Source organism: Gemmatimonas sp. UBA7669, from assembly GCF_002483225.1.
Lineage (GTDB): Bacteria > Gemmatimonadota > Gemmatimonadetes > Gemmatimonadales > Gemmatimonadaceae > Gemmatimonas.
Genome location: NZ_DLHL01000029.1, coordinates 1 through 12,569, shown reverse-complemented (window position 1 = coordinate 12,569; position 12,569 = coordinate 1). Strand labels below are relative to the sequence as shown.

Below are 12,569 nucleotides of genomic sequence, written 5' to 3'. Positions count from 1 at the left end.
CCAGCTTTTTCAGCATCCTGCTAAAGGGTTAGCGATTGCAGGTCGCCAGTCGTCAACTTGCCAGCATGAGCCCGTGACTCTGCGTGGTCAACCACGTAGCCCCCACATCGCGACACCAGAACACCGTCCGACCGATAGATAGTCTGATCGGCGACAAATGTACCGGCGGCGGTCAAATCGAGAGCATCAAAATCTCCCGACGTACATGCGCCAGACCAGTTGCACCACCGGGCTTCGTCATAGAAAAAGATGATACACTCGGCACCGTCGGTTCCTTGGGCGCAGTCTTGGTACCCGGGTGCAATGTTGACGCAGGTGATGCACGACCCGCCCGGAAGGACCTGCGCTGACGTCGAGGTGAAAAGTCCAGAAAAGGCGACGAGCGCCGCGCTCATCGCCGCGATCGGGAAGCGGAAACGTTTCACTGCTCCTCCTGTCGGTTACTCGTTAATGTGCTCCAGCGAAAGAAGGCGATTTCCCGCCGCCCTGGTGAGTCATCAACCCCAACGATGCGTGCAGATCGTGGTCTTGAGTGCGTGAACCCGATTGGTACGTTCAGTTGTTTTCTCCGCGCGGGCCCGATGCTCGGATGTACGACGAGCCAACGCGTGTCCGATCGCAGGTCCGCAAACACCTGCAAACAGTCTCCTCCCTCAAGTTCAACCATTCCAACAGATACTACCGAGCGAGCGTCAACTACAGCAATCGAATCTTGAGGGACCGGTGTTGATTGGAGTACCCCTGTGCTATCCCCCTGTTCGTTCAGTCGGCGAACCAAATAGGGACTTCGCGTGTCCCCAACCAGAACCGTTCCGTCAGCAAGTGCCAATACCGAAACTGGGCCGAAGTACTTTGCTACGTGAGCTGATTGGCTCAAGACAGACCCATCGCGTTGGCGTGGAAACCTGTGGAGATCATAGGTGCTACCGGACCGGACCACGATCCAAATGGCGGCATCGGAAGCAGCGCCAGCTACAACAGCGGATCGCAGTTGGAGCAGCGGTACAAACGCGCTTTGTCGATCGTCATAGCGAAGAACAGATGACGATCGAAGCGCGTACACCTGATCTTCATGCGAAAAGAGTCCCGTGTAGCCAGTGTCACGGGAACTGCCCACCGCCCGATAGTCCGACCTAGCGCTGAGCTCGTACACCGGTCTTCCCGGACCGAAGGCGGCCCACGCCGCAGAGTCCGAGACCATCACAACTGAGCGCGGCGTAGGGAATGAATCCAAGCCAACGCCCTCCAGCCGAGTTAGCTCCAGTTGCTTCGCCGACACCTGGGAAGGAGAAGCAGGTGGCCGAGCCGCATTACTTGAGATCGAAGCATTGGTGTCCGATGCGCATGCCGTTTCGATCGATAATGCCGCAATGAGAAGGAATCTCGCTAGCTTTAAGCTGGCAGATTCTGTCGTCGTTTCACGCGTGTTTCGATACCGATCAAGACCAGTTCGCCACATCACTTCCGCTTCCTCAAAGCATGGGTGCCAACTCATGGGAGTAGTGATGCTCGGGCCTCTCATGACTGCCACCACCGGCGACGCTGCAGTCGGTGGCCGCCATCACAACATCGCTGCAAGATGCGACCTTGGTGAGAAGTTACCTACAGTCGATCAACCTATCTATGACTGCATGGAGTCATACTGAACGGTAGACACGGGCAGTTCTGTCTCAATTCCTTCGCCATGGACGCCAAACGTGCAGAGCACGACGTCGGATCGCATCAAGTCCTTCATCGCGGATGATCGTCCAGCTTGTGCTTGTCGTTCGCTCCACGAAACGGTAGTACGTCGCTGGGTCGTGGTGTCGATCGAGCGCCCATTGTGCAAGCGAGCCGCGCTCAGCCTGTTCGACAAGCAGAGTCACATAATACCAATTCCGTAGCGTAAGGTAGGGCGGTAGGTTTCGCTCGCGTAGCCATCCTCGAAGAACGTCCGAGTCCTTTAGGCCGAGTAGAAGGGCTGCCCGTCGCTGGCTCAAGGTGAGATCGATAGTTTTCCAATGGGCCGGAAGCGGAGAGGATGACGCAACGATACTGGCCCATTCTGCGCTATCGTCCACCGGACAAGAACTCATTGGTACAAGCATCCACCCCTCATTTGCGAAGGTAAACCACGAAATGCTTTTTCCCCACCCACCTAAGGCGATAGTTCATCGCAAATACCTCAGCCAAGATTTCAACCGACTATCCTTGACGCCGTCGAAATCTACAGCTGCTTCCGCGTAGCCCTCAAGGCTTGAGGTGGTTCAAGCGAGTCTGTCGGTTGGCGGCAACGCCAATCTTTCTGAAGTTCCCGACGAACCGCAGGCCCAAGCTGCGAGCGGCACCAGTGTCCCTTCTCCCAACTGTTGAAGAGGTGCGGCAGACTGTGGCACAGCGATTGCGCTTCCCTATTTGGTTGCCACGGGCGACCTGTTTCTGTCCGCACTAAAGCGGCGGCAGCGCCCGTGCTGGCGATCTCCTCGGGCGGCACTGGCCGGGCTCGCTTAGGTTGTTCCCGTTCACCCGAACGTACGCCAGGCCGGCAGCACATCCGCAAACGGCGCGAGCAGTGTGCGCCGCTGCTCAACGCTCAACAGGTCCTGCGCAAGCAGCGTGAGCAGCGCAGCCAAGGTCGCCTCGGCCACGTCGTCGAGTTCCGGCGCTTCGTCTTGTGTGCTGTCTGCTGCAGCGGCGGGTGCCGCGCGACGCACCAGTTGCAAGAGCGGACCGGCCAGTGCCTGCTGCGCGGACTCGCGGCCACTGGCCACAATGACACGACCGAGTTCGCGCTCGGCCTGCTGCCACGCATTGTCCGCAGACAACTGCGTGTAGCGCGACACCACGTTGGCACGATCGGATTGACTGAGGCCCGCAAAGTCCACCAGGAAGCGACGGACGGCCGGCGTATTGGGGCCATAGGGCATCTGGCTCATTGGCCGCTCCCTGTCTCACGATCAGGGTGCTGCACCGCATGTCCCAGCGCGGCAAGCCCGTGCAGCACCGTAGGCATGCGCGGCTGCCATCCCGCTGCGCGCAACGCGGCGGCGGACACCCGCTGATTGGATGTGCGCATCGCACCTGAGGCGTTGGCCTCTGAAGGCTCGGGCCACACGCCGTGCAGGGCCCGCACGATGTCGCCTGCGCGCATGGAGTGGCCGTCGCTGCAGTTGTAGCAGCCGCGCGCACCGGCGGGGGCCACAAAGCCAACCTTTTCGATGGCCGCAATGACATCGTCACGCCATGCGAAGTTGGTCCAGCGATCGGGGTCGGCGAGAGTTGGCGTGTAGCGACGCGCCGGATCGCGGCCCGGTCCATAGAGCCCCGATGCACGCAGAATCGTCACGGCCAGGGTCGAGTCATCGCGTGCCATGAGCGCCTGCTCGGCCTCCCACAATGTGCGCACGCGTTCACTGGCCTCGGCGTGTATGGGCGTGGACTCGTCCACCAGGGACCCATCGTGGCGGTCGTAGATGCCGGTGCTCGAGATCCAGGTCAGGTGGCCGGCGCCGAGGCTGCTCGCGAGGGACGCCGCGGCGACCGCCGTGGCCGCATAGCTGCGCCCACCGGCGGTGGCGGCCGACGGCGGCACGGCCACCACCAGTTGGTCAATACGGCGCGGCCAGTCTGCCGCGGGTTGCGGCTGGGACAGGTCGCCGACCAGGCCAATGCACCCCGACGGGGCGGGGCCGCTGCTTCGTCTGAGCGCCCACACCTGGTGACCGGCCTCTGCCCACTGCTCGGCCGCCGCGCCACCCAGCCACCCTGGCCCTGCCACCATGATCTGCTGCGTCACGTCCTGTCCCCAGTGAACGGGCCGCTGGCCACGTCCACAAAACGTCGTAGATTTTTGCGCACCGGGCTGGCGCGACCCCCGTGCCGGCGAGACCATGCTGACACAGCGCCACTGAATCTACCCATGGGGAAGCAGGACGCGATCGAGCTCGAAGGAACCGTCACGGAAGTGCTGCCGAGTGCCACGTTTCGTGTGACCGTGCCGAGTGGACACGAGGTGCTCACCACGCTGGCGGGCAACATGCGCCGCAATCGCATTCGTGTATTGGCCGGCGATCGCGTGACGGTGGAAGTGTCGCCTTATGATCTCTCGCGGGGGCGGATCACGTTTCGGCACAAGAACTAGTGGGGCGACGTGGGATCTGGATCAATAGCATCCGGTGCGTGCAAGCCTGTGGCTGCAAAGTGTCGTTGAGGCACCCCCAAGCGTGTCGACCGCCGAAATCTGGACGTGCCTTCCTGACCGTAGCGGGCTCGGCGTACGGTGTCCACTGAGTGCGGAATGGCGGTTGGTTTTGAGTGCCGCGCGCGGCGCAAACGAGTTTCATCTGACAAAGCAGCGTACAGTGCAGGGATTGTCTACGGATGAGCCCGGCAATCGAGGGGCGCAAACGTCCGGATACTTGGAGCTTCCAAAATTGGATGCCGACGGATGTTTCGCGAGCTATACTGCTGTGGTCCGCTGTACAAAGACCTGCGTGCAGTGTTCTCTCGCAGGCAAAGTCTCGTTATGCGGACTCGCGCGCGTTCATGGTTGCACAGTTCCGTCGCGCGATACCGTTCCAAGCCGCCCCGGCGAGCAACGCTACACCGCCGCCGTAGATCATCTGCATGGCTGGGAATCCGTGTACGAGAATCACGCCGCTGGCCAGCGAGACGGCGCCCAGTCCCCCAACGACGAGCGGTCCCCAGCGTCCGTGTGAACGCGCGCCTTGCCAGAATCCCGTGACTGCGATGGCGAGTGCCAACAGCATCACCGGCCAGAGGATCCCGTCGCGCCGCAGGAACCCAAGCCCAAGCGCCGTCAATCCGGCGATAACGACGGGCGTGCCGGCGCAACACAGTGCCGCGAGCACAGCACCTACCACCGCCGCCGCATCACGCATCCCCGCCCTCATTGGCGCACCGCCGCTAGTGCCGCGCGCAATGCGTCCATGCTGGGGCCGCCGCCGACGGCGCAGCCCGCGCCGCTCGTTGGGGCTTTCCGTTCCACATCCATGCCGTTGATCAGAATCGTCGGGGACGCATAGCCCCGGAATGCCTCTGGCGTCGAGGCGTTCTCCGTGTCCCACTCGCTCCAGTTTGGCGCAGCCCCTACGGTTGCCAGCGCCTCCCGAAGCCGCTGGCGCGCGGGCGCGGCGTGCGGACACCCTTCGAAGTACAGGAAATCGATGCGCATCCTTACATCCTCCCATCAGGTTCGAGCGCCTCGAGAATGGGGCACTCCTCGGTGACTTGCCGTGCATCACACGCGCGAATCAGTCGCGCGAGAATCGTGTCCATCCGTTGCAGCGCCACCAGTCGTTCGCGGACGCGCTCCTGAGCCTGGGCAGCGGACCGCTTGACGGGTTCGCATCGGCGCGCTGTCTGTACGCGCAACGCAAGCAGGTGGTGAATCTCGTCGAGCGTGAAACCCATCGACTGGGCGCGCCGAATGAACACCACCCGACGGACCGCGTCGGCGGCGTACTCGCGATACCCGCTAGCGGTCCGCCCTTTGGCCTTCAGCAGACCTCGGCGCTCATAGTACCGCAGCGTCTGCACGCCGACACCCGCCGCGGCCGCGAGCGCCCCGATGCGCAGTGGAGGTTCCATGCAACATTATTAACCCTATACCTTGGTATAGAGTCAAGTCGCGAGCAGTCCGGCGCGCAGCGAAAGTGCCGCATAACGACGCTTGCTGCCGCTGGCCGCGGATGCGGAGTGGGTTGGGCGGGGTGGCCGTGATGACCCGGGCTTGTTGCGGCCACCCCGCCCAACCCTTCCTATATGAGCGTCCACAGCACAAGCTGACGTTATGCCGAGCCGCGCGCTCCGCTAACAGGATCTCGTCTCAAAGCCTGAAGTACTCAGTGCTCTTCCAGACTTAGCAGCGGTAGGCGCCAACTGCGCACGCTACCACTACGGACCTCGGACGGCACGACCAGCAACGAGTGCGGCCGAGCACGCTCCTTCCGCGCTCGGCCGCCGTCCCGACGACGCTAGAATGCCGTCACCGCTTCAAGCATCAATCCGCGAAACCTTCCTCCATTGCGAATGTCTGTCGTCGCAAAGCCGTCGTACGTTTGATTCACATATTCAGCCTTGAGCAGCAGGCTCGGCGTGATCCACCAGCCACCACCGAAGTTTGTGCGTGTCACCGTGATGTCGGTGCTGGCACCGCCTAGGTCGCCTGTGACCGTATTCCATCGCCCGCCGACAAACAGCTTCTCGCCTGGCAGGAAGCGGTAGAGCACCTCCCCCATTAGCTGCTTTATATCTCGCTCCGGCGGTGCAACACCTCCCACTTCTTGTCCGCGCCCCGTCGCCTGCTCGTAGACGCCAAAGAACTCAAGCCCACGATACTTCACGAACGGATTAAGCATCACCGCGGACACTGCGTCGCTGAATCCCGGATTCAACAGACCAGACGTCGGATTCGCCGATTCGGTTGCGACGTAGTTCTCAAGCACGAAGTAGTAGCGTGATCCCGCACGGTCTCCGCTGTAGAATGAATTGCTGATTGCTCCCTTTTGGGTCCGGTACGATCCCGAGAGTCGCACGCGGAGATCGTCGCTGAGCTGACGGTCGAATCCCGCCTTGAGCATCAGTGCGGGTTCGCGACTGTCGGGCCGCTGAATGTTCCCTCGAATCTCGCCGTTGGTGAGCGCCACAACACCAAACACTCCATTCTTTTGGACGATTGCCTCGGTACCAACTTCCGTCGTGAAGGCATCGAGAATCAGGTTTCCGACGAATGGGTTGTAAAGCGCCTGCCCGTTGTCCGTGCGCCGGAAGTGAAAATCACCATAATTGATCTCAAAGTGTCCGATTTTCAGCGTGGTGTATTCCATAATCGCGTTGAGAAGCGGCACATCAATCGGCGACTCGTCGATCTGCAAGAAGCCGTCTTTCACCCACGTCTCGTTGTGCCGACGCGCTGAGAGATAGCTAGTCAACTGCACGCGAACTCCTGGTGCGAGTTGCGCGTGGAGATACATGTTAGCCGTGGCGTTGTTGAATCCGTTGCCAATTTTCATCAATCGATTGCGGTTTGCGATGGCGGCGCTGCCAGCATTGCCTGGGGTCGGAGCGACGGCCGCTACCGCGACGGAGTCAGCCGTGTTCTCGTGTGACAGTGCTTGGAACTGCTGCGTGAACGCGGCGCCCCACTGCAGCGCAAAGCCTCGATACTCGGCACCCGCAACTTTGGGAGTCTCGAACAGATTGAGGCCGCGCTTATCCTGCGGACGCAGGTATTGAATCGCACTCGCCTATTGAAAACGCACTTGAGCCGAGTCAATCGTTTGTGCGTCGAGTGTTGCGCCGACGAGAGTGACGGCGCAGGCGCCGATGAGTGACCACACTTTGTGTCGCATTGTCTCCTCTCTTGTGTAAGTGCCAGATTCTCCAGCCCGCGATGGTTGTACCGCTACCAGACGTTCTCAGGTTGACGCCGATGGCATCATCGCGCCTCCGTTGCTCGGGTCGCTCCGGGATCCGCGAGCACCTCTCGCTCCTTCCACAACGAGTACACCGCCGGGATGACGAGCAATGTCAGCACCGTGCTTGACACCATCCCGCCGATCATCGGCGCCGCGATGCGCCGCATGACTGTCCCGCCGGCGCCCGTCCCCCACAGGAGTGGGAGTAGGCCGCCCATAATGGCTGTGACAGTCATCATCTTCGGACGCACGCGCTCCACCGCTCCCTCGATGACGGCGCTGTACAGCTCCTCGAGGGTCGCGCGCCTCCCGTCCGCGGTGCGTGCCTGCCACGCGTGATCGAGATAGATAAGCATCACCACGCCCGTCTCTGCGGCCACGCCAGCTAGGGCGATGAACCCGATTGCCACTGCCACGGACCAGTTGTAGCCCAGTGCCCAGAGGAACCAGAGCCCACCCACGAGCGCGAATGGCAGCGAGAGCATCACGATGAGCGCCTCGCTGACGTTGCCGAAGTTCAGGTACAGCAACAGGAAGATCAGCGCGAGCGTTGCCGGAATGACGAGCTTCATCCGCTCCTTCGCGCGCTGCATATACTCGTACTGTCCGCTCCATACGACGGAGTAGCCTGTGGGGAGAGTGACCTGTTCGGACACTGCACGCTGCGCCTCCGCGACATAGCTACCGATGTCGCGGTCCACGACGTCCACGTACACCCACGCCGTGGGCATCGCGCCTTCGGTGCGGACCACCATTGGACCCGCGACGGGCGTAATGCGCGCCAGCTGGCCCAGCGGCACCTGCGCAGGCTTCTTGCCGCCTCCGCCGTTCTCTGCTCCCATCCCGCCCATTCCTCCACTCGCAGCGGCGCTGGATCCGCCAGCTCCGTGCGCAACGGGCACGAGCACCGACGCCAAGCGCTCCGGCGAGTCCCGCAGTTCCTGCGGATACCGCACCCGCACGCCAAACCGGCGCCTTCCCTCGACCGTCTGCGTGATTGTCATGCCGCCAATCGCGGTCGCGATGACCGCTTGCACGTCGCCGACGTTGAGTCCGTGGCGCGCAGCCGCCTGCCGATCAATGTCTATGTCGAGGTAATAGCCGCTCACTGCGCGCTCAGCGAACGCACTGCGGGTGCCGGGCACCATTCGCACCGCCTGCTCAATCTCGCGACCGAGCCGCTCCAGTTCCGCGAGATCAGGACCAAACACCTTAATGCCCACTGGTGTGCGGATGCCGGTAGCGAGCATATCGTTGCGGCCTTGGATCGGCATCGTCCACGCATTCGTCACGCCAGGGACGCGCAGCGCAGAATCCATCTGAGCAACGAGCCGGTCGTAGGTCATCCCCGCGCGCCATTCCTCTTGAGGGCGCAGCGTAATGGTTGTCTCGATCATATCGAGCCCGGCGGGATCAGTGGCCGTGTTCGCCCGACCCGCCTTCCCCCACACGTGTGCCACTTCGGGAAACGTCCGAATGATATCGGCTTGCATGCCGAGCAGCTCACGCGCACGCGCCACGCTCACGCCGGGCAAGGTCGTCGGCATGTAGAGCACCGTACCCTCTTCCAATCTCGGCATGAACTCACTGCCAATCCGCGACCACGGTATCCACGTCAGAATCACTGCCGCTACCGAAGCGATCACCACCGGCCAGCGATGCCGCAGCACGAACGTGATGAGCGGGTGATACGCACGCATCAGCCATCGATTGACGGGATTGGCCGATTCCCGGTAGATGCGTCCACGTACAAACAGGCCCATCGCCACGGGTACCAGCGTCACAGACAGTAAACTGGACGCCGCCATTGCGAACGTCTTAGTGTATGCGAGCGGCGAGAACAGCCGGCCTTCTTGCCCCTCCAGCGCAAAGACGGGCAGGAACGAGACGGTAATGATGAGCAACGAGAAGAAGAGCGCGGGCCCCACTTCCTGCGCCGACTCGACCACCGCCTGCCAACGCTCGGCGCGCGTGAGCGTGCCCGTGTCGAGCCAGCGCGATTCCACCGCGCCCGGTTGCTCGCGCGCAACGATGGCACGCTCCAGATGCTTGTGCAGATTCTCGATCATCACGATCGCGGCGTCAATCATCGCGCCAATGGCAATCGCGATGCCGCCGAGCGACATAATGTCGGCACCAACGCCGACGTAGCGCATCGCGATGAACGCCAGCAGGATGCCGACAGGCAGCGTGATGATCGCCACGAGAGCCGAGCGGGCGTGCAGCAGGAAGACAATGCAGACCAGCGCGACGACGAGGCTCTCCTCAATCAACTTGACGCGCAGGTTCGAGATTGCCCGCTCGATGAGGTCGCTGCGGTCATACACGGGCCGCAGGACGACGCCGGGCGGCAACGCCGGCGCCACCTGCGCAATGCGCTCCTTGACGCGTGCAATCGTTGCGAGTGCGTTCTCGCCAAAGCGCATCACGACGATGGCGCCGACCGCGTCTCCACGACCGTCGAGCTCGGCGACGCCGCGACGCACGGCCGGCCCGACCGACACGCGGCCCACCTCGGCCACGCGGATCGGCGTCCCGCGATCCGTCGCCCCGACGACGATGTTCTCGATATCACGCAGCGACTTGAGGTACCCCAAGCCCCGCACCATATACTCGCGCTCGGATAGCTCGACGACCATCGCGCCGATGTCGGCGTTCGATGTCTGGATGGCCTGCATCACCCGAGTGACGGGAATGCCATACGCGAGAAGCTTCGCGGGGTCGAGATCCACTTGGTACTGCTTTTCGTAGCCCCCGACGGTAGCGACCTCCGAGACGCCGGGCACGGCGGTGAGCTCATAGCGGAGATACCAATCCTGCAGTGCTCGCAACTCAGATAGGTCGAGGCGGCCGGTGGTGTCCTCGAGCGCGTACTGATACACCCAGCCGAGTCCGGTGGCGTCTGGACCTAGCGTCGGCGACACGGACGCCGGGAGACGACCCTTGAGACCATTCAGGTACTCGAGCACACGACTACGGGCCCAGTAGAGGTCGGTGTCGTCGTCAAAGATGATGTACACGAACGAGACGCCGAAGAACGAGTACCCGCGCACCACCTCCGCCCCCGGCACCTTCAGCATCTCGGCCGCAATCGGGTAGGTGATCTGGTCCTCGACAATCTGCGGCGCCTGCTCGCTGTATTCGGTCTGGATGATGACCTGTACGTCGCTCAAGTCGGGCAGGGCCTCGAGCGGCGTGCGCTGCAGCGCGATGACACCGCCCCCGATGGCAGCCACCGTCGCAAGCGTCACGAGGAAGATGTTCCGGACCGACCACTCGATGATTCGTTTGAGCATCGCGCGGCGCCTCAGTGATCGTGAGCGGACGGAGGCGGCGGCACCGACTTGCTCGGTGTCGGCGCTTCCATTCCCGGCATGCCCGCCATCGCGCCGAGCGCCGCGCCCAGATTCGACTCCGCGTCCACAAGGAACGTCGCGGACGCGACGACGGTCTCGCCCACTGCAAGGCCCGACCGAATCTCCACGCGATCGTCGGATGCAATGCCGAGCACCACCTGCCGCGGTTCGAGCATTCCGTCGTCCATCCGCACGAATACGATGTCACGGCGTCCAGTGGAAAGCACGGCGGAACGGGGCACGTGCACCACAGCCCCGGAACCCGTCGCCCGCACGCGGATGGTCGCGTACATCCCAGGGCGTAGCTGGCCGTCGGCGTTATCGAGCTCCACGCGCACGCGCAGCGTTCGCGTCTCCGGATCCACCGTGGGTTGCAGGAAGACGATCGGTCCGGAGCGCGGGCGGCCCGCGAACGCGTCGAGCTCCACCGTCACGCGCTGCCCGAGGCGTACGAGTGCGACATCCTGCTCAAACACTTCTGCCTCCACCCACACCCGACGCAGCTCTGCAATGCGCAGCAGTGGATCGCCCGCCATCACGCGCTGGCCTTCGTTCACGAGGTTCTCGATGACCACGCCGTCGTAGGGCGCCCGAATCTCCAACGTGCGGCGGCTCTCGCCCGACTCCTCCGCGCGTGCGATTTCCTCGGCGGGTACGTCCCAATTGCGCAGTCTTTCCCGCGCGCCGATCAGCATCCGCTCGGCGCCGCGTCGCGTGGCACTGTCGGCGCCCTGCACATCGCGCACCAACTGGTGCGCCAACACCAGTTCCTCCTCCGCGCTGGCCAGCATCGGCGCGTAGGTGACGAGCAGCGGTTCGCCGGCACGCACCGCGCGGCCGGTGAAGTCCACATAGAGCCGCTCCACCCAGCCATCGAATTTGAGACTCACGGTTCGGACGCGCGTCTCGTCGAACGTCACCTGCCCTACACTCCGCAACTCCCGCACGATCGGACTGCGCTGCGCGACCGCGAACGTCACGCCTATCCGCGCGGCCTGCGCGGAGTCGAGCATCACCGGGCCGCCCACCCCGACTGGTGCGCCTGCGCCGTGCGCGTGACCGCCGGACTCCGCCGTGTCCGTTGAACCGCGCGTGGCAAACCACGCCACTCCGGCGGTGGCAGCGAGCACGGCGGCGGCCGCAATGAAGCCCCGCCACGACATACCTGTGGTTGACTCCGTCATTCTTGCTCCCTCGGTGAGTCGGCACGACGATTTGCGTCGAAGAGTTCACGCCCCATCAGCATCTCAAGCTCCGCAAGTGCCATTCCTTCCATCGCTTCTAGGGCCGCCAGTTCCTGCTCGTAGCGATTCACAGTCGCTTGGTTGTCGAGCAGCGTCATCAGGTTCACGCCACCGACTCGATACGACGCCAGCGCGGCCTCTACCGACGCGCGGGCTTGGGGGAGCACGGTGCTGCGGTACAGCCGTTGGAGGTTGCGCGCGCGCTGCCATTCGGCGTATGCCGCCCCAAGCAGGGCGCGGGTCTCGGCGCGCATCGCACGCAGGTCGGCGGCGGCCATCTCTCGCATTGCATCCGCCTCGGCGCGCATTGGGAGCTGGCGCTGGCGCGCGAAGATGGGTACTGAGGTGCCCAACATCAGACTCCCCATCCGTTCCGGCCCCATCGCCCCGGCTCGTTGTCCGTATTGCAGCCCGATTTCGACATCGGGGAACAGCTCGCGGTACGCGAGCGTGCGGCTGGCGTCTGCCGCTGCGAGCTCCGCATCACCGGCGAGCAACATCGGGCGACTCACGAGCGCCGCCGCCTCTAGCAGGATGCTGAAAAAGCTGGC

General features: G+C 63.2%; 10 protein-coding genes. 1 reads left to right on the top strand and 9 read right to left on the bottom strand.

The features are described from left to right. Positions 1–2,501: 2,501 nt before the first annotated feature. Together B2747_RS08930 and B2747_RS08925 are read right to left on the bottom strand one after the other, a co-directional pair. On the bottom strand, positions 2,502–2,915 hold the full coding sequence (locus B2747_RS08930) for a hypothetical protein (RefSeq protein ID WP_291159333.1): 414 nt from the start codon (positions 2,913–2,915) through the stop codon (positions 2,502–2,504). Beyond that, positions 2,912–3,775 (bottom strand): NAD(P)H-binding protein, encoded by an 864-nt coding sequence (locus B2747_RS08925; protein WP_291159330.1) that lies wholly within the window; start codon positions 3,773–3,775, stop codon positions 2,912–2,914. Before B2747_RS08925 ends, B2747_RS08930 begins: the two co-directional genes overlap by 4 nt. A 123-nt stretch (positions 3,776–3,898) precedes the next feature. On the opposite strand from B2747_RS08925, the gene infA reads away from it, so the two are divergent. Continuing rightward, positions 3,899–4,120, top strand: a complete 222-nt coding sequence (gene infA / locus B2747_RS08920) for a translation initiation factor IF-1 (RefSeq protein ID WP_291159328.1) — start codon at positions 3,899–3,901, stop codon at positions 4,118–4,120. Between the two features lie 382 nt (positions 4,121–4,502). Here infA and B2747_RS08915 read toward each other — a convergent pair whose 3' ends face one another. The 7 genes from B2747_RS08915 to B2747_RS08885 all read right to left on the bottom strand — a co-directional run. Continuing rightward, the gene (locus B2747_RS08915) at positions 4,503–4,880 is read right to left on the bottom strand and encodes a MerC domain-containing protein (protein WP_291159325.1); all 378 of its coding nucleotides are present in this window, start codon (positions 4,878–4,880) and stop codon (positions 4,503–4,505) included. A gap of 8 nt (positions 4,881–4,888) precedes the next feature. Then, positions 4,889–5,173: a hypothetical protein gene (locus tag B2747_RS08910; RefSeq protein ID WP_291159321.1), complete on the bottom strand. Its 285-nt coding sequence runs from the start codon at positions 5,171–5,173 to the stop codon at positions 4,889–4,891. A 2-nt stretch (positions 5,174–5,175) separates the two neighbouring features. After that, positions 5,176–5,589, bottom strand: coding sequence for a MerR family transcriptional regulator (locus tag B2747_RS08905; RefSeq protein WP_291159318.1), 414 nt, complete (start codon positions 5,587–5,589; stop codon positions 5,176–5,178). Positions 5,590–5,975: 386 nt separating this feature from the next. After that, positions 5,976–7,013, bottom strand: coding sequence for a hypothetical protein (locus B2747_RS08900; protein ID WP_291159315.1), 1,038 nt, complete (start codon positions 7,011–7,013; stop codon positions 5,976–5,978). Between the two features lie 425 nt (positions 7,014–7,438). After that, positions 7,439–10,714, bottom strand: a complete 3,276-nt coding sequence (locus B2747_RS08895; protein ID WP_291159313.1) for an efflux RND transporter permease subunit — start codon at positions 10,712–10,714, stop codon at positions 7,439–7,441. Positions 10,715–10,725: 11 nt separating this feature from the next. Beyond that, on the bottom strand, positions 10,726–11,958 hold the full coding sequence (locus tag B2747_RS08890; protein WP_291159310.1) for an efflux RND transporter periplasmic adaptor subunit: 1,233 nt from the start codon (positions 11,956–11,958) through the stop codon (positions 10,726–10,728). After that, the coding region (locus B2747_RS08885) for a TolC family protein (RefSeq protein WP_291159307.1) at positions 11,955–12,569 on the bottom strand (615 nt) is incomplete at its 5' end. The genes B2747_RS08890 and B2747_RS08885, both read right to left, overlap by 4 nt.

What these genes read in the sequence shown, in the direction of transcription:
- B2747_RS08900 (WP_291159315.1), bottom strand. Translation starts at nt 7,013, where the DNA reads ATGAAAATTGGCAACGGATTCAACAACGCCACGGCTAACATGTATCTC.
- infA (WP_291159328.1), top strand. Translation starts at nt 3,899, where the DNA reads ATGGGGAAGCAGGACGCGATCGAGCTCGAAGGAACCGTCACGGAAGTG.
- B2747_RS08915 (WP_291159325.1), bottom strand. Translation starts at nt 4,880, where the DNA reads ATGCGTGATGCGGCGGCGGTGGTAGGTGCTGTGCTCGCGGCACTGTGT.
- B2747_RS08910 (WP_291159321.1), bottom strand. Translation starts at nt 5,173, where the DNA reads ATGCGCATCGATTTCCTGTACTTCGAAGGGTGTCCGCACGCCGCGCCC.
- B2747_RS08905 (WP_291159318.1), bottom strand. Translation starts at nt 5,589, where the DNA reads ATGGAACCTCCACTGCGCATCGGGGCGCTCGCGGCCGCGGCGGGTGTC.
- B2747_RS08890 (WP_291159310.1), bottom strand. Translation starts at nt 11,958, where the DNA reads ATGACGGAGTCAACCACAGGTATGTCGTGGCGGGGCTTCATTGCGGCC.
- B2747_RS08930 (WP_291159333.1), bottom strand. Translation starts at nt 2,915, where the DNA reads ATGAGCCAGATGCCCTATGGCCCCAATACGCCGGCCGTCCGTCGCTTC.
- B2747_RS08895 (WP_291159313.1), bottom strand. Translation starts at nt 10,714, where the DNA reads ATGCTCAAACGAATCATCGAGTGGTCGGTCCGGAACATCTTCCTCGTG.